11 protein-coding genes and 1 pseudogene are annotated in these 17,915 nt (G+C 71.9%); 8 read left to right on the forward strand and 4 right to left on the reverse strand.

All coding sequences use genetic code 11. The annotated features are described in order from the left end of the window. Positions 1-26: 26 nt before the first annotated feature. Positions 27-716, reverse strand: coding sequence for a hypothetical protein (locus tag LRS74_RS24635; protein WP_277743055.1), 690 nt, complete (start codon positions 714-716; stop codon positions 27-29). 243 nt (positions 717-959) lie between these two features. Here LRS74_RS24635 and glnA point away from each other — a divergent pair, with 243 nt between their 5' ends. Together glnA and LRS74_RS24645 are read left to right on the forward strand one after the other, a co-directional pair. After that, entirely contained in the window at positions 960-2,324 is a 1,365-nt protein-coding gene (gene glnA, locus LRS74_RS24640) for a type I glutamate--ammonia ligase (protein ID WP_144385510.1), read from the forward strand. A 176-nt stretch (positions 2,325-2,500) separates the two neighbouring features. Beyond that, positions 2,501-5,794, forward strand: a complete 3,294-nt coding sequence (locus tag LRS74_RS24645; protein WP_277743056.1) for a bifunctional [glutamine synthetase] adenylyltransferase/[glutamine synthetase]-adenylyl-L-tyrosine phosphorylase — start codon at positions 2,501-2,503, stop codon at positions 5,792-5,794. A 147-nt stretch (positions 5,795-5,941) separates the two neighbouring features. On the opposite strand, the gene LRS74_RS24650 is transcribed toward LRS74_RS24645, so the two are convergent. From LRS74_RS24650 to LRS74_RS24660, 3 genes are read right to left on the reverse strand one after another with little or no spacing between them, the layout of a single operon-like run. Next, complete coding sequence (locus tag LRS74_RS24650; protein WP_277743057.1) at positions 5,942-6,958, reverse strand: phosphatase PAP2 family protein; 1,017 nt, start codon at positions 6,956-6,958, stop codon at positions 5,942-5,944. A gap of 34 nt (positions 6,959-6,992) precedes the next feature. Beyond that, complete coding sequence (locus LRS74_RS24655) at positions 6,993-8,111, reverse strand: LacI family DNA-binding transcriptional regulator (RefSeq protein ID WP_277743058.1); 1,119 nt, start codon at positions 8,109-8,111, stop codon at positions 6,993-6,995. A gap of 25 nt (positions 8,112-8,136) precedes the next feature. Further along, positions 8,137-9,879, reverse strand: a complete 1,743-nt coding sequence (locus LRS74_RS24660; RefSeq protein WP_277743059.1) for a glycoside hydrolase family 13 protein — start codon at positions 9,877-9,879, stop codon at positions 8,137-8,139. Positions 9,880-10,161: 282 nt separating this feature from the next. On the opposite strand from LRS74_RS24660, the gene LRS74_RS24665 reads away from it, so the two are divergent. The 6 genes and pseudogenes from LRS74_RS24665 to LRS74_RS24690 all read left to right on the forward strand — a co-directional run. Then, positions 10,162-11,439 carry an extracellular solute-binding protein gene (locus LRS74_RS24665; RefSeq protein WP_277743060.1) on the forward strand — a complete coding sequence of 426 codons (1,278 nt, stop codon included), beginning with the start codon at positions 10,162-10,164 and terminating at the stop codon, positions 11,437-11,439. Positions 11,440-11,455: 16 nt separating this feature from the next. Next, on the forward strand, positions 11,456-12,490 hold the full coding sequence (locus LRS74_RS24670; protein ID WP_277743061.1) for a sugar ABC transporter permease: 1,035 nt from the start codon (positions 11,456-11,458) through the stop codon (positions 12,488-12,490). A gap of 2 nt (positions 12,491-12,492) precedes the next feature. Then, on the forward strand, positions 12,493-13,347 hold the full coding sequence (locus tag LRS74_RS24675) for a carbohydrate ABC transporter permease (RefSeq protein ID WP_277743062.1): 855 nt from the start codon (positions 12,493-12,495) through the stop codon (positions 13,345-13,347). Between the two features lie 144 nt (positions 13,348-13,491). Continuing rightward, positions 13,492-15,147, forward strand: coding sequence for a glycoside hydrolase family 13 protein (locus tag LRS74_RS24680; protein WP_277743063.1), 1,656 nt, complete (start codon positions 13,492-13,494; stop codon positions 15,145-15,147). Beyond that, a complete protein-coding gene (locus tag LRS74_RS24685) occupies positions 15,144-16,169 on the forward strand; it encodes a LacI family DNA-binding transcriptional regulator (RefSeq protein ID WP_277743064.1) in 1,026 nt (341 codons plus the stop codon). The genes LRS74_RS24680 and LRS74_RS24685 overlap by 4 nt, the downstream gene beginning before the upstream one ends. Positions 16,170-16,503: 334 nt before the next feature. Next, a pseudogene (locus LRS74_RS24690) lies at positions 16,504-17,886 on the forward strand (alpha-amylase family protein); the annotation flags it as partial. Positions 17,887-17,915 lie beyond the last annotated feature (29 nt).

Below are 17,915 nucleotides of genomic sequence, written 5' to 3' on the forward strand. Positions count from 1 at the left end.
CAGGCGGAGCGGAGGCGTCCGCGCTCCTATACGCGCAGCACCGACAGCTGGGTGAGTCTCGTTCCACGTGGTGGCGGCATGGGCCACAGGGCGTACGGCAGGGAGGCCCGGGGGGCGCCGGGCGCGGTGACGGCGAGCCGCCGGGCGAGCCGCAGCAGACGCACCGCGAGCAGCGCCGCCGACCAGGTGGCGAGCACCGCCAGACAGACCGAGAGGGGGTGGAGACCGCCGTGCCCGGGCTCGTCGACGGAGGCGCCCGGGTCGTACGAGGCGCCTGGGCCGGCCGCGGAGGCGGTGGCGGGGTGGCGCGAGGTGCCCGCGTCCGCCGCGGAATCCATGGCGAGCGAGCCATCAGAACCATGCGAACGATGCGAGGCGTGCTGGGCGTGCGAGCCGTGCTGGGCGTGCGGCGGGTGCGCGGCGCCCCGGAGGCGCGGCGGGTGCGGGGCGTGCGGGGCGTCCGCTGCCACGGCCACCCCGGCCGTCCGGCCGACGTGCTCCCCGGTCGTTCGGCCGACGTGCTCCCCGGCCGTCCCCTCGTGCGCGGCACGGTTTCCGTGGTGCGCGGCGGTCGCGTGGGAGCCGTCCTGCCCGCCGCTCCCGTGACCCGTCGGGTGCCCGAGCGTGTGCATGGTGACGATGCCGAAGAGCAGCGCGGCGAGCAGCACCAGGCGGCCGCCCCAGGCGGCGGTCGGCGACTGCGGTGCGCGCGGCATCTGTCTTCCCCCGCCTTCCCCTGGCTCCCCTGGCTTCCCTCCGGCGAAAGAGTACCCCGACGGGGTATTGCCGCCCCGCTGGCCGGATCGCTCCGCTCCGTGCGAACGTACGATGCTTACAGCACGGGGGCAGGTAAAGAGTTGGCACGAAACGCATCCGAAACCGCGTCGCGTGATACTGGGGGCCCGGCGGCGCCCTCGCGCCCATCGAAAGAGCTGTCTGACCTGCAAGGATAGGGGACCATGGATAAGCAGCAGGAGTTCGTGCTCCGTACGCTCGAAGAGCGCGACATCCGGTTCGTGCGGCTGTGGTTCGCCGACGTCCTCGGCTTCCTGAAGTCCGTCGCGGTGGCCCCCGCCGAGCTTGAGCAGGCCTTTGACGAGGGCATCGGGTTCGACGGGTCCGCGATCGAGGGCTTCGCGCGGGTGTATGAATCCGACATGATCGCCAAGCCGGATCCCAGCACCTTCCAGATCCTGCCGTGGCGCGCCGAGGCCCCCGGAACCGCCCGCATGTTCTGCGACATCCTGATGCCGGACGGGTCCCCCTCGTACGCCGATCCGCGCTATGTGCTCAAGCGGATACTGGCCAAGACCTCCGACCTCGGGTTCACCTTCTACACCCACCCCGAGATCGAGTTCTTCCTGCTCAAGGACAAGCCGGTGGACGGCACCCGCCCGATCCCGGCCGACTCCTCCGGCTACTTCGACCACACCCCGCAGAACGTCGGCATGGACTTCCGCCGCCAGGCGATCACCATGCTCGAATCCATGGGCATCTCGGTGGAGTTCTCGCACCACGAGGGCGCCCCGGGCCAACAGGAGATCGACCTGCGCTACGCCGACGCGCTCTCCACGGCCGACAACATCATGACCTTCCGGGTGGTGATGAAGCAGGTCGCGCTGGAGCAGGGGGTCCAGGCCACCTTCATGCCCAAGCCGTTCTCCGAGTACCCCGGCTCCGGCATGCACACCCACCTCTCCCTGTTCGAGGGGGACCGCAACGCCTTCTACGAGTCCGGCGCCGAGTTCCAGCTCTCCAAGGTCGGCCGCTCCTTCATCGCCGGCCTGCTGCGGCACGCCTCCGAGGTCTCGGCCGTCACCAACCAGTGGGTCAACTCCTACAAGCGGATCTGGGGCATCGCCCAGGGCCGTACCGCGGGCGCCGGCGGCGAGGCCCCCTCGTACATCTGCTGGGGCCACAACAACCGCTCCGCGCTGGTCCGGGTGCCGCTCTACAAGCCCGGCAAGACCGGCTCCACCCGGGTGGAGGTCCGCTCCCTCGACTCAGGCGCCAACCCCTACCTCGCGTACGCCGTGCTCCTCGCGGCGGGCCTCAAGGGCATCGAGGAGGGCTACGAGCTCCCCGCCGGCGCCGACGACGACGTCTGGGCGCTCTCCGATGCCGAGCGCCGCTCCATGGGCATCGAGCCGCTCCCGCAGAACCTCGGCGAGGCCATCGCCCTGATGGAGCGCAGTGAACTGGTCGCCGAGACCCTCGGCGAGCACGTCTTCGACTTCTTCCTGCGCAACAAGAAGCAGGAGTGGGAGGAGTACCGCTCCGAGGTGACCCCGTACGAGCTGCGGAAGAACCTGCCGGCGCTCTAGTCCCTTCGCGCCGCGGGTCCGGTGCCGGTGGCGGCGCACCCCCGGCGTAGCGTGGAGGTGTGCGTTTCCGCGGCGGTGGGCGGGGGCTGGGCTCGCCTCGCGGAAACGATCATGAGGGATCCATCGCGGTCACGACGTCCACGGTGATCAGGGCAGCGGTCGAGAGGCGGTATGCCGTGCTGCACGGGAGACGGGACAGCAGGTTCGGGCGGCTCCTGCGGTACGGGTTCACCGACCCGGCCGCCGCCGAGCGCCTGCTCGACCTGCCCGAGCTGGCCTGCGTACAGGGCGATCCGGTGGTGCTCGACGCGCTCGGCGCGACGGCCGATCCCGATCTGGCCCTGCGCGGGCTGGTGCGGCTGGTGGAGGCGCTGCCCGAAGGAGGCGCCGACGCCGGTGGCGCCACCGGCGAGGCGGTGGACGTCGGTTCGCGGCAGGCGCTGCTGAGCACGCTGGTCGCCGCCAAGCCGCTGCGGGACCGGCTGTTGGGGGTGTTGGGCGCCTCGGAGGCGCTCGGCGACCACCTCGCGCGGCACCCACGCGACTGGCAGTCGCTGGCGACGTACGAGTCGGCCGACCTCAACCCCGGTACCGCCGAATTCGAGCGGGCGCTGCGGGAGGGGGTGTGGAGCGGGCCGGGCGCGGAGCGGCCGCGGGCCGACGCGCTGCGCGCCGCCTACCGGCGGGCGTTGCTCGGGATCGCCGCCCGCGATGTGTGCGGCACCGTCGACATCGCCCAGAACGCCGCCGAACTCGCCGACCTGGCCACCGCCACGCTGCGGGCCGCGCTGCGGATAGCGGCCGAGGAGGCGCCCGACGACGCGGCGGCCTGCCGGCTGGCCGTCATCGGGATGGGCAAGTGCGGCGGCCACGAGCTCAATTACGTCTCCGACGTGGACGTCATCTTCGTGGCGGAGCCGGCCCCCGGCGACGGCGCGGGCGGCGGGGAGGGAGCCGTCGACGAGGCCACGGCGCTGCGCGCCGCCACCCGGCTCGCCGCCCGGATGATGCGGCTGTGCTCGGACGTCACCGTCGAGGGCACCATCTGGCCGGTGGACGCCAACCTCCGCCCGGAGGGCCGCAACGGCCCGCTGGTGCGGACCCTGTCCAGCCATCTCGCCTACTACCAACGCTGGGCCAAGACCTGGGAGTTCCAGGCGCTGCTGAAGGCCCGCCCGGTGGCGGGCGACCCCGACCTGGGCGCGGCGTACGTCGACGCCGTGGCACCGCTGGTCTGGCAGGCCGCCGACCGGGAGAACTTCGTCCCCGACGTCCAGCAGATGCGCCGCCGCGTGGTGGCGAACATCCCCGTCGCCGAGGTCGACCGCGAACTGAAGCTGGGCCCCGGCGGGCTGCGCGATGTCGAGTTCGCCGTCCAGCTGCTGCAACTGGTGCACGGCCGCACCGACCCGACGCTGCGCGGCGGCTCCACCCTCGGCGCGCTCGCCGCGCTGGCGGCGGGCGGCTACGTGGGGCGCGCCGACGCGGCCGCGCTGAACGACGCCTACCGCTTCCTGCGCTCCATGGAGCACCGCATCCAGCTGTACAAGCTGCGGCGCACCCACCTGGTCCCCGAGTACGAGGCCGACCTGCGCCGGCTGGGCCGCTCGCTCGGCTTCCGCACCGAACCCGTCACCGAGCTGGGCAAGGAGTGGCGGCAGCACGCACGCGAGGTGCGCCGGCTGCACGAGAAGCTCTTCTACCGGCCGCTGCTGGACGCCTTCGCCCAGCTGGAGCCGGGCGCCGCGCGGCTCTCCACCAAGGCCGCCGGTCAGCGGCTCGAGGCGCTCGGCTACGCCGACCCGGCAGCCGCGCTGCGCCACCTGGAGGCCCTCGCCTCCGGTGTGACCCGCAAGGCCGCCATCCAACGCACCCTGCTGCCGGTGCTGCTGGGATGGTTCGCCGACTCCGCCGACCCGGACGCCGGGCTGCTCAACTTCCGCAAGGTCTCCGACGCGCTGGGCAAGACGCCCTGGTACCTGCGGCTGCTCCGGGACGAGGGCGCGGCGGCGGAGAACCTCGCCCGGGTGCTGTCCGCCGGGCGGCTCGCCCCCGACCTGCTGCTGCGCGCCCCCGAGGCGGTCGCCATCCTGGGCGATCCGGAGGGGCTGCGGCCGCGCGGCCGCGCCGCGCTGGAGCAGGAGATCCTCGCCGCCGTCGGCCGTGCGGACGGCGGCGAACAGGCCGTGGCCGCCGCCCGGGGCGTACGCCGCCGGGAGCTGTTCCGTACCGCCGCCGCCGACCTCATCGGCGCCTATCGCAACGGGGGCGCTCCGGCGGGCGCCCCCGGCCTCCAGGGCGACGGCGGGCGACGCGACGGCGATGCCGGCGGACCGGGCGGCTTCCCGGGCCGCGCCGGCAAGGGGACGGCCGCCGGGGCGGGCCTGCGGCGCAACGGGTCCGGAGCCTCCGGCACGGCCCCGCGCAACGGGCGGGGGCAGGGGCTCCCGGCGGGCCCGGCCGGCGGCGCGGTCCCCGCCCCCGCCGACCACGACGACCTCGGCGCGGTCGTCGACCGGATCGGCGAGGCACTCACCGACATCAACGCGGCCACCCTGGCGGGCGCCCTGCGGGCGGCGGTGCGGGACACCTGGGGCGATGAGCTGCCCACCCGCTTCGCGGTGATCGGCATGGGCCGGTTCGGCGGACACGAGCTGGGCTACGGCTCGGACGCCGATGTGCTCTTCGTCCATGAGCCGCGCGAGGGCGTCGACGAGCAGGAGGCGTCCCGCGCCGCCTTCGCCGTCGCCAACGAGATGCGACGGCTCCTCCAGCTTCCCACGGCGGATCCGCCGCTGCTCATCGACGCCGATCTGCGACCCGAGGGCAAGTCCGGACCGCTGGTGCGGACGCTGGCCTCGTACGCGGCGTACTACCGGCGCTGGTCACTGGTCTGGGAGAGCCAGGCGCTGCTGCGCGCCGAGCCGGTGTCGGGCGACCCGGAGCTGGGCGCTCGCTTCGTCGACCTCATCGACCCGCTGCGCTACCCGGCCGAGGGCCTCGGCGAGGACGCGGTGCGCGAGATCCGGCGACTCAAGGCGCGAATGGAGACCGAGCGGCTGCCCCGCGGCGCCGACCCGACCACCCACACCAAGCTGGGCCGGGGCGGACTCAGCGACATCGAGTGGACCGTGCAGCTGCTCCAGATGCGGCACGGCTGGGCCGAGCCGGGCCTGCGCACCACGCGCACCCGCGAGGCGCTGGCCGCCGCGCATGCGGCCGAGCTGATCACCACCGAGGACGCGCAGACGCTGGACGAGGCATGGCTGCTGGCCACCCGCGTGCGTAACGCGGTGATGCTGGTGCGCGGCCGCCCCGGCGACACCTTCCCGGGCGAAGCGCGCGAGCTGGCCGCGGTCGGGCGCTATCTGGGGTACGAACCGGGGCACGTCGGCGAGATGGTGGACGACTACCGCCGCACCACCCGGCGCGCGCGCCGGGTGGTGGAGCGACTCTTCTACGGCGCCTGAGCAGGCACCCGAGCCGGCCCTGAGCCGCTGGCCGAGCCGCGCTCGGAAGGAGCCGTCTCGGACGGAACCCGCTCCGTCGGCCGGATCGCTCGGACTCCGCCCGCTCGGCGCGCTCGGCCCACCGGCGGGGACCGGACCCGCCGAGGGTCAGGGCTGGACCCGTTCGGCCCGGGCGGGAGCCGCGGGCGGGGACGACACGGCCTCGGCGTCGACCGGCTGGGGCGCCGGCCGCCCCGGCTCGGTGTGGGAGCGCTCCCACACCGCGGTGGACCGCCCCGTCGCGGCCGGCTCCGGCTCCCTCGTCGGCTCCGGCGTCGGCTCCGGCCCGGCCACCGCCACCCGCTTCGGCAGTCGGTGCGCCAGCGCCCCGTACCACGCGTACGACAGCGTGAAACCGAAGCTCAGGCAGAGCGTGCCGCCGACCGCGTCCAGCCAGAAGTGGTTGGCGGTGGCGACGATGACGACGAGCGTCGCCACCGGGTAGAGCAGCCCCAGCGTCTTCACCCACACCGGGCGGGCCAGCACGGCGATGGTGACGCCGCACCACAGCGACCAGCCGATGTGCATCGACGGCATCGCCGCGTACTGGTTGGACATGTCGGCCAGGTTGCCCGAGGCCATCGAGCCCCAGGTGTGGTGCAGCACGACCGTGTCGATGAAGCCCCCGCCGGTCATCAGACGTGGCGGGGCGAGTGGGAAGAGGTAGTAGCCGAGCAGGGCGACGCCCGTGGTGGCGAACAGGATCAGGCGAACTGCCGCATACCGCCCCGGATGCCAGCGGTAGAGCCACACGAGGACGCCGATGGTGACGATGAAGTGCAGCGTCGCGTAGTAGTAGTTCATGCCGACGACGAGCCAGTCGACCGAGTCGACGGCGTGGTTGACGGAGCGCTCGAAGGCCAGACCGAGCCGGTGCTCCCAGTCCCAGATCCAGTCGGCGTTGCGCATCGCCTCGCCGCGCTGCTCCGGCACCGCGTTGCGGATCAGGGAGTACGTCCAGTAGCTGGCGGCGATGAGCAGGATCTCGAACCACAGTCGCGGTCTGCGCGGAGCCCGCAGCCGGGCCAGCAGGGTATGACGCACCGCCGGGCGGTCCTCGGCCTCCTCGATGGGTGAGGGGGTGGCCGTCCGTCCTTCCGGGGTCCTCGCAGTCACGTCACCCATAGGGCAACAGTCTGCCAGACCTGGCTATGCCAGATCATCCGGAGGTACGGTCTTCGTCGCTTCTGTCCGACTTCGGTGTGGAGTCGGCCCATCTGGTGGGGGCGTCGTCGGCCGCGTTCGCCTCGCCGCCGGGGGCGCTCCGCTGGGCCGAGGCGGTGGAGCCGCGCACCACCAGCTCGGGCAGGAAGACGAACTCGCTGTGCGGGGCGGGAGTGCCCCCGATCTCCTCCAGCAGCGCCCGCACCGCCGCCTGCCCCATCGGCTGCACCGGCTTTCGAATGGTGGTCAGCGGCGGATCGGTGAACGCTATGAGGGGAGAGTCGTCGAAGCCGACGACGGAGATGTCCCGCGGGACCGCGAGCCCCTGCTGCCGGGCGGCCCGGATGGCACCCAGTGCCATCATGTCGCTGGCGCAGATGATCGCGGTGCAGCCGCGCTCTATCAGCGCGGTCGCCGCCGCCTGGCCGCCCTCCAGCGTGTAGAGGGAGTGCTGGATGAGCTCCTCGGACTGCCGGGCCGTCAGCCCCAGCTGCTCCCGCATGCCGCGCTGGAACCCCTCGATCTTCCGCAGCACCGGCACGAACCGCTTGGGGCCCAGCGCCAGCCCGATCCGGGTGTGGCCCAGCGAGACGAGGTGGGTGACCGCCAGCAGCATCGCCGCCCGGTCGTCGGGGGAGATGAAGGGGGCCCGCACCTTGGGCGAGAAGCCGTCCACGAGCACGAACGGCACGCCCTGCCCGCGCAGCTGGTCGTAGCGCTGCATATCGGCGCTGGTGTCGGCGTGCAGCCCGGAGACGAAGATGATCCCGGCGACTCCGCGGTCCACCAGCATCTCGGTCAGCTCGTCCTCGGTGGAGCCGCCGGGGGTCTGGGTGGCCAGCACCGGGGTGTACCCCTGGCGCGTCAGCGCCTGTCCGATGACCTGCGCCAGCGCCGGAAAGATGGGGTTCTCCAGCTCCGGGGTGATCAGCCCGACCAGTCCGGCGCTGCGCTGCCGCAGCCGGACCGGCCGTTCGTAGCCCAGCACGTCGAGCGCGGCCAGCACGGATTCGCGGGTGGCCGCGGCCACTCCCGGCTTGCCGTTGAGCACGCGGCTGACTGTGGCTTCGCTGACCCCCGCCTGGGCTGCGATGTCGGCAAGCCGTGCGGTCATGGGATTGGACTGTACCGGTCGCATGTCAGATTGCCCACCACACGCAGCAATCAGCGGGAATACGGACGGAACGGCCCTCGAACTCCGCCGGCGCCGAGGACAGTACGGGGCGGCCAGGGGCGGGCATCTCGACGGGGTGGCCCAGGGTGTTCAGGGTGCAGACGAAGCCGGGCCGGGAGAGCGCCAGCACGCCCTCGGGCGCGGCCGGCCCGTCCAGCCACGCCATCGTCCCGTCGCCCAGCCCGGGCAGTCGGCGCCGCAGCGCGAGGGCGGAGCGGTAGAGCTCCAGGGTGGAGCTCGGGTCGCCGGTCTGGGCCTCGACGCTGAGCGCGGCCCAGCCGTCGGGCTGCGGCAGCCAGCTCGGGCCGCCGGCGACCGGGCCGAAGCCGTACGGGGCCTCGCCGCCCGACCACGGGATCGGCACCCGGCAGCCGTCGCGGAAGCCGTCCTGCCCGGACTGGCCGTCCTCGGTGAAGGAGCGGAAGAACGCCGGGTCCTGGCGGACCTCGTCGGGGAGGTCGACGACCTCGGGAAGGCCCAGCTCCTCGCCCTGGTAGATGTAGGTGGAGCCGGGCAGCGCCAGCATCAGCAGCGCCGCCGCCCGGGCCCGCCGCAGCCCCTGCTCCGGGCTCTCCTCCGCGTAGCGCGTGGTGTGCCGCACCACATCGTGGTTGGACAGCACCCACGTCGTCGGCGCCCCCACCGACGCGGTCGCGCCCAGCGACTCGTCGATGACGGAGCGCATGGCGGCCGCGTCCCACGGGCAGCGCAGGAAGTGGAAGTTGAACGCCTGGTGCAGTTCGTCGGGCCGGACGTACAGGGCGAGCCGCTCCGCGCTGGGCGCCCATGCCTCGGCCACGCCGATCCGGTCCCCGTCGTAGGAGTCCAGCAGCCGTCGCCAGGAGCGGTGGATCTCGTGCACCCCGTCCTGGTCGAAGAAGGGCAGCACCTGGGCGCCGATCAGCTTGGCCTGCTCCTTGCGGCCGATGTCGGGCAGCCCGGCGGCCTTGACCATGCCGTGCGCGACGTCGATCCGGAACCCGTCCACGCCCAGGTCCAGCCAGAACCGCAGCACCGAGTCGAACTCCTCGACGACCTCCGGGCAGTCCCAGTTGAGGTCCGGTTGCTCGGGGGCGAACAGATGGAGGTACCAGTCGCCGGGGGTGCCGTCGGGGTTCTCGGTGCGGGTCCACGCGGGGCCGCCGAAGACCGACTCCCAGTCGTTCGGCGGCAGCGCGCCGTCTCCGCCCCGACCGGGGCGGAAGTGGTAGCGCGCCCGGGCCGCCGAGCCCGGCCCCGCGGCGAGCGCGGCCGTGAACCACGGGTGTCGGTCGGAGGTGTGGTTGGGGACGATGTCGACGATGACCCGCAGCCCGAGTCGGTGCGCGGTGCGGACCAGGGCGTCGGCGTCGGACAGGTCGCCGAAGAGCGGGTCCACGGCGCGGTAGTCCGCCACGTCGTAGCCGCCGTCGGCCTGGGGCGAGGCGTAGAAGGGGGTGAGCCAGACGGCGTCCACCCCGAGCCGGGCCAGGTGCGGCAGTCGCTCACGGACGCCGGGCAGATCGCCCACCCCGTCGCCGTCGCTGTCGGCGAAGGACCGGACGTACACCTGGTAGATGACGGCGTCGCGCCACCAGCCGGGACCGGTGGGCTCCGCGGCGCGGGCCGGCCGGGGGGAGTCGTCGAGGCCGGTCGACGGCTGAGGGGTCCGGGCGGGGGCGGCGGCGCGCGCGGCGGCGCGCGCCGAGGTCGTGAGCTCCTGGGTCATGTGAGCGATCCCTGTCGGTCTCGGCAGCCTTGCCTGGAACGTCATGGAACGTAACAGCTCTGCAATGCCTTGCAAAAGGCTTGCAGAGTTGCCGGGGCGCCTCAGTGTGCCACCGTCACGCCCGTGTCAAGGGCATCATCGGCAACTGCCAGGACACGCGGATGTAACGATCCCCGGCCCTTGCAGAAATTTGCCGCAAGCTCTTTCGAGTCTTTTGCATCCCTGTTACGTTCCTCGACAACCCGGCGCCGCGATGGCGCGGCCGGCTTTGAAGGAGTTCACATGCGACGTGGCATAGCGGCCACTGCGCTCGTCGCGGCGATGGCCCTCGCCGCGACCGCCTGCGGCGGAAGCGACAGTGACGACAGCGGCAAGAAGGCCCCCGGCGACATCTCCGGCACGGTGACGTACTGGGACACCTCGAACGACGCTGAGAAGGCCACGTACAAGAAGCTCGCCGAGGCGTTCACCGAGAAGTACCCGAAGGTGAAGGTCAAGTACGTCAACGTGCCGTTCGGTGAGGCGCTGAACAAGTTCAAGAACGCCGCCGGCTCCGGTGGCTCCGGCGCCCCGGACGTGCTGCGCGCCGAGGTCGCCTGGACCCAGGACCTCGCCAACATCGGCTACCTGGCCCCGCTGGACGGCACCCCGGCCCTCGACAACGAGAAGGACTACCTCCCCAAGGCCGCCGCCTCCACCAAGTTCAACGGCAAGACCTACGCCGTGCCGCAGGTCATCGACACCCTCGGCCTCTTCTACAACAAGAAGCTGCTGAAGGACGCCGGGGTCGAGCCGCCGACCTCGCTCGACGAGCTGAAGGACGCCGCCAAGAAGATCAAGGAGAAGACCGGCAAGACCGGCCTCTACCTGCGCGGCGACGACGCCTACTGGTACCTGCCCTTCATCTACGGCGAGGGCGGCGACCTGCTCGACACGAAGAACAAGAAGGTCACGGTCGACGAGGAGCCGGGCGTCAAGGCGTTCGCCGCCGCCCGCGACCTGGTCAAGTCGGGCGCGGCGGTCACCGACGCCACCGACGGCTGGAACAACATGCAGAACGCCATCAAGAACGGCGACGTCGCGATGACGGTCAACGGACCGTGGGCGATCGAGGACACCCTGTCCGGCAAGGCGTTCAAGGACCGCGACAACCTCGGCGTCGTCCCCGTCCCGGCGGGCAGCGCCGGCCAGGGCGCCCCGCAGGGCGGCCAGAACCTCACCGTCTACGCCGGCTCCAAGAACCTGGACGCCTCCTACCTCTTCGCGAAGTACATGAGCTCCGCCGAGGTGCAGGCCAAGACCACCGAGGCGCTCAGCCTGCTGCCCACCCGGACCTCCGTCTACGATCAGAAGTCGGTCGCCGAGAACCCGAACGTCAAGTTCTTCAAGGCCGCCGTCGACAAGGCCGTCGAGCGTCCCTGGATCCCCCAGGGCAACAGCCTCTTCCAGGCGATCCTCGTCGAGTTCCCGGGCGTGGTGACCGGCAAGACCTCCCCCGAGGACGCGGCCGAGTCGGTCGGCGACGCCTACCGCAAGCTCCTCAAGGACGACTGGAAGTAGGGGCGGGACACCACCGATGACTGTCGAGACCAGGCAGTCGGCGGGACCGGCCGGGGGCGTCGAGACGGACGCCCCCGGCCGGGGCCGCGGGACTGACAAGCACTCCTCCCGGTCCGCCGGCGCTCCCGGCCGGATCCGCCGCGCCCTGACCACCCACTGGTACGCCTGGGCCATGGTCGCCCCCGTGGTGATCGTGATCGGCGTGATCATCGGTTATCCGCTGGTCCGCGGCGTCTACCTGTCGCTGACCGACGCCAACGAGGCCAACGTCGAGCGCACCATCGGCGTCAACCACATCCCGGCCACCTACGACTTCGTCGGCCTGGACAACTTCACCGCCATCCTGAAGGACGGCCTCTTCTGGGACCGCCTCGGCTGGACGGTGACCTGGACCGTCAGCTGTGTGGCGCTCTCCTTCGGCCTCGGCCTCGGACTCGCGGTCATGCTCAACCGCAAGTTCGCCGGCCGCACCCTCTACCGCTCGCTGCTGATCCTGCCCTGGGCGGTCCCCGCCTTCGTCTCGGTCTTCGCCTGGCGACTCCTCTACAACGAGAAGAACGGCATCCTCAACAAGATCCTCGAGGGCGGCGGCATCGACGCCGTGCCGTGGCTGAACGACCCGACCATGGCCAAGGTCTCGGTGATCGCCGTCAACGTCTGGCTCGGCGTGCCGTTCATGCTGGTCGCCCTGCTGGGCGGGCTCCAGTCCATCCCCGGTGAGCTCTACGAGGCCGCCGAGATGGACGGCGCGAGCCCCTGGCAGCGGTTCCGGCACATCACCATGCCCGGACTGCGCTCGGTGAGCAGCACCGTCATCCTGCTCTCCACCATCTGGACCTTCAACATGTTCCCGGTGATCTTCCTGCTCACCCGCGGCGGGCCCGGGGACAGCACGGAGATCCTGGTGACGTACGCGTACCGGCTGTCCTTCGTCAACAGCCCCCGCGACTTCGCCGGCGCCTCCGCCTGGGGCGTCCTCATCCTGCTCATCCTTCTGCTCTTCGCGGTGGTCTACCGCCGTTCGCTCCGCAAGCAGGGAGAGGTGTGGTAGCCATGGCCGCACGCACGACCCGCCCCCGCCAGCGCCACCAGCGCTCCCCGCTCGCCTCCGTCGGGCTGCACCTCACGCTGCTGATCGCCTCCGCCGTCGCGGTCTTCCCGCCGCTGTGGCTGCTGGTCACCTCGCTCAAGCCCAAGAGCGAGTCGTTCAGCACCGACATGGTCAAGAACCCGACCCTGGAGAACTACGACCACGTCCTGAACGACACCGAGTTCCTGACCTGGTTCGGCAACTCGCTCTTCGTCGTGGCCATCACCACGGTCCTCGGCGTCTTCGTCGCCGCCACCACCGGCTACGCCGTCAGCCGCTTCCGCTTCCCCGGCATGCGCCCGCTGATGTGGCTGCTGCTGCTCACCCAGATGTTCCCGGTGGCCATCCTCATCGTGCCGCTGTACAACATCATGTCGACGCTCGGCTGGCTCAACCAGCCGATCTCGCTGATCGTCACCTACCTCACGGTCGCCGTGCCGTTCTGCGCCTGGATGATGAAGGGCTTCTTCGACACCATCCCGGTGGAGATCGACGAGTCCGGCCGGGTGGACGGCCTCAACCCCTTCGGCACCTTCTGGCGGCTGATCGTCCCGCTGGCCCGGCCGGGCCTGGCGGTGACCGCCTTCTACACCTTCATCACCGCCTGGGCCGAGGTCGCCTACGCCTCCGCGTTCATGACCGGCGAGGAGAACCTCACCCTCGCCGCCGGACTGCAGACCTTCGTCAACCAGTACAGCTCCGACTGGGGCGCGATGACGGCCGCCGCCGTCATGATCGCCATCCCCGCGGCACTGGTCTTCTCCTGGGCGCAGCGCCACCTGGTGGCCGGCCTGACGGCGGGCGCGACCAAGTCCTGACACCCGGCTCGACGCCGACGCGCCGGGTGTCACATCCAGCGCGCCGCCGTCGTATCCGGCACCCCAGCCCGTCCGGAGGACATCCGGTCGAAGGCCGGGTGCCCCGGGGCCGACCGCAACCTTTCACACGACACCAAGGAAGCCATGACGCAGCACCTCGCTGACCCCACCACCGGCACGGCCACCGTCACCACGGCCGGCAGACCGGGCTGGTGGCGCGACGCGGTGATCTACCAGGTCTATCCGCGCAGCTTCGCCGACGGCAACGGCGACGGCATGGGCGACCTCGAAGGCGTGCGCAGCCGGCTGCCGTACCTGAAGGACCTCGGCGTCGACGCCGTCTGGCTCAGCCCCTTCTACGCGTCCCCGCAGGCCGACGCCGGCTATGACGTCGCCGACTACCGGGCCATCGACCCGATGTTCGGCACCCTGCTCGACGCCGACGCCGTGATCCGCGAGGCGCACCGGCTGGGCATGCGGATCATCGTGGACCTGGTGCCCAACCACTGCTCCGACCAGCACGCGTGGTTCGTCCAGGCGCTGCGCGAGGGCCCCGGCTCCGCGCTGCGTGAGCGCTTCCACTTCCGCCCCGGCAAGGGCGCGGACGGGGAGCTGCCGCCGAACGACTGGGAGTCGCTCTTCGGCGGCCCGGCCTGGACCCGCACCGTCAACCCGGACGGCACCCCCGGCGACTGGTACCTGCACCTGTTCGCCCCGGAGCAGCCGGACTTCAACTGGGACCACCCCGCCGTACACGACGAGTTCCGCTCGATCCTGCGGTTCTGGCTGGACCTGGGCGTGGACGGGTTCCGGATCGACGTCGCGCACGGCCTGGTCAAGGCCGCAGGGCTGCCGGACCTCGGGCACAACGAGCAGCTGAAGCTGCTGGGCAACCAGCCCATGCCGTTCTTCGACCAGGACGGGGTGCACGAGATCTACCGTTCCTGGCGCACCGTCCTCGACGAGTACGCCGGGGACCGGATCGGCGTCGCCGAGGCGTGGACCCCCAGCGCCGACCGCACCGCGCTCTACCTGCGCTCGGACGAGCTGCACCAGGCGTTCAACTTCCACTTCCTGGGCACCCCCTGGGAGGCGAAGAAGATGCGCGAGGTCATCGACGAGTCCCTGGAGGCGATGCTTCCGGTCGAGGCGCCGACGACGTGGGTGCTGTCCAACCACGATGTGGTGCGGCACACCACGCGCTACGCGGAGGAGAGCCCGGAGCAGGGGCTGCGGCGGGCCCGGGCGGCGGCGCTGCTGATGCTGGCGCTGCCCGGCTCCACCTACATCTACCAGGGCGAGGAGCTGGGCCTTCCCGAGGTCGTCGACCTCCCCGACGAGGTCCGCCAGGACCCGTCCTTCTTCCGGGAGTCCGGGCAGGAGGGGCTGCGCGACGGCTGCCGGGTGCCGATCCCGTGGTCGGGCGGCGAGGCCCCGTACGGCTTCGGCCCGGTCGCCGGCGGCCCGAGCTGGCTGCCGCAGCCCGACGGCTGGGCCGCGCTCAGCGTCGAGGCCCAGACCGGCGACCCGAGCTCCACCCTGGAGCTCTACCGCTCCGCCATCGCGCTGCGGCGCGAGCACCCGGCCCTGGGCGCGGGGGAGTCGGTGGAGTGGCTGGACGCCCCCGAGGGCGTGCTGGCCTTCCGCCGCGAGGACTTCGTCTGCACCGTCAACACCACCGGCGGGCCGGTGCGGATCCCGGCGCCCGGCCGGGTGCTGCTGGCCAGCGGCCCGGCCCCGGAGGCCGCCGGGGCGTCCTACGAGCTGCCCGCGGACACCGCGGTCTGGTGGGCGGCGTGACCACTCCGCGACTCGCGGACATCGCGGCGCAGGCCTCGGTCAGCGAGGCCACCGTCAGCCGGGTGCTCAACGGCAAGGCGGGCGTGGCGGGCAGCACCCGGCAGCGGGTGCTGGCCGCCCTCGACGTGCTGGGCTACGAGCGCCCGGTGCGGCTGCGGCGGCGCAGCGCCGGACTGGTGGGGTTGGTGATCCCGGAGCTCACCAACCCCATCTTCCCGGCGTTCGCGCAGGTCATCGAGCAGACGCTGGCGGGGCACGGCTACACCCCGGTGCTGTGCACCGAGATGCCGGGCGGGGCCACCGAGGACGAGCTGGTGGAGCAGCTGGAGCAGCGCGGCGTCACCGGCATCGTCTTCCTGTCGGGGCAGCACGCCGACACCACCGCCGACCCCACCCGCTACGCCGAACTGGCCGCCCGCGGCGTCCCGTTCGTGCTCATCAACGGCTACAACGAGCACGTCCGGGCGCCCTTCGTCTCCCCCGACGACCGGGCCGCGGCACGGATGGCGGTGCGCCATCTGGTCGCGCTCGGCCATGAGCGGATCGGGCTCGCGGTCGGCCCGGCGCGCTACGTCCCGGCCCGGCGCAAGGCGGAGGGCTTCGTCGCCGCGCTCGGCGCCGAGCTGGGCCGCTCCGCCGAGGAGGCCGGCGGGCTGGTGCAGCACACGCTTTTCACCGTCGAGGGCGGACAGGTGGCCGCGGGCGCGCTGCTCGACCGCGGGTGCACCGGCATCGTCTGCGGCAGCGACCTGATGGCGCTGGGCGCGATCCGCGAGGCGCGCCGCCGGGGGCTCCAGGTCCCCTGGGACGTCTCGGTCGTGGGCTTCGACGACTCCCCGCTGATCGCGTTCACCGACCCGCCGCTGACCACGGTCCGGCAGCCGGTGCAGGCCATGGCCACGGCGGCGGTCGGCGCCCTGTTGGAGGAGATCGAGGGCAACCCGGTGCCGCCGACGGAGTTCGTCTTCCAACCGGACCTGGTCGTCCGGGGCTCGACCGCGCAGCCGCGACAGAGCAACTGACCCGGGCCGCGGGCCCGTGCGGGCGCCCGCGCACGGGGCGGCTCGTACGGGGCCGTAGGGACCGGTCCGGCCGGCCGGGCGCGTGGGGTCCGAACCCGGACCCCCGGCCGGCCGGACCGGAGTCTGCGGCAGAACGTAACACCGCCGCAATGCCTTGCGAAAGGTCTTGCACCAAGAGAACGTCAAAGGTACCGTCCGGTAGCCAGCAAGCGACTGGCGTCTTTCAGCAAGAACCTGAAGGACCTCGGAAACCTTTCAGTGGCCTTACGGGCATGGCGCGTTGCCGCATGAGGCTCATCTCATCAGCGACAGCTTCCCCCATGCAGGAGTACCGATGGCCAGCAGAACCGCTGCCGCCGCCCTCGCCCTCACGGCGGGTGCGACGGCGGTGCTTGCCCTGCCCCACCAGGCGCAAGCGGCCCCGCCCGGCACCAAGGACGTCACCGCCGTCCTCTTCGAATGGCGTTTCGCCTCCGTAGCCAAGGCGTGCACCGACAGCCTCGGCCCGGCGGGCTACGGCTACGTCCAGGTCTCGCCGCCGCAGGAGCACATCCAGGGTCCCCAGTGGTGGACCTCCTACCAGCCCGTCAGCTACAAGATCGCCGGCCGACTGGGCGACCGCACCGCCTTCAAGAACATGGTGGACACCTGCCACAAGGCGGGTGTGAAGGTCGTCGCCGACACCGTCATCAACCACATGGCGGCCGGATCCGGCACCGGCACCGGCGGCTCGCCGTATACGAAGTACGACTACCCCGGCACCTACGCGCGCTGGGACATGGACGACTGCACCTCGCAGATCGGCGACAACTACCGCGACCGTTACAACGTCCAGCACTGCGAGCTCGTCGGCCTCGCCGACCTGGACACCGGTGAGGAGTACGTCCGCACGAAGATCGCCGGCTATATGAACGACCTGCTCTCGCTCGGCGTGGACGGCTTCCGCATCGACGCCGCCAAGCACATGCCCGCCGCCGACCTCGCCGCCATCAAGGCCAAGCTCAGCAATCCGAACGTCTACTGGAAGCAGGAGGCGATCCACGGACAGGACGAGGCGGTGCAGCCGGACGAGTACCTCGGCAACGGCGACGTCCAGGAGTTCCGCTACGCCCGCGACCTCAAGCGGGTCTTCAACAACGAGAACCTCGCCTACCTGAAGAACTACGGCGAGGGCTGGTCCTACATGCCCTCCGCCAAGGCCGGAGTCTTCGTCGACAACCACGACACCGAGCGCGGCGGCGACACCCTCAACTACAAGGACGGTGCGAACTACACCCTCGCCAACGTCTTCATGCTCGCCTGGCCCTACGGCGCCCCGGACGTCCACTCGGGCTACGAGTGGTCCGACAAGGACGCCGGTCCGCCGAACGGCGGCACGGTGAACGCCTGCTGGCAGGACGGCTGGAAGTGCCAGCACGCCTGGCGCGAGATCTCCTCGATGGTCGCCTTCCGGAACGTGGCCCGCGGTCAGGGGGTCACCGACTGGTGGGACAACGGCGCCGACGCCATCGCCTTCGGGCGCGGTGACAAGGCGTACGTGGCCATCAACCACGAGACCTCCGCGCTGACCCGCACCTTCCAGACCTCGCTGCCGGCCGGCGGCTACTGCGACGTGCAGTCCAACCGGCCGGTGACCGTGGACGGCTCCGGCCGCTTCACCGCGACCCTGGGTGCCAACACGGCGGTGGCGCTGCACGTCGGCGCGCGCGGCTGCGGCTGATCCGACCGGCCTCCGTGCCCCCGCGC

The sequence above is a fragment of the Streptomyces sp. LX-29 genome (assembly GCF_029541745.1).
Classification (GTDB): Bacteria; Actinomycetota; Actinomycetes; order Streptomycetales; family Streptomycetaceae; genus Streptomyces.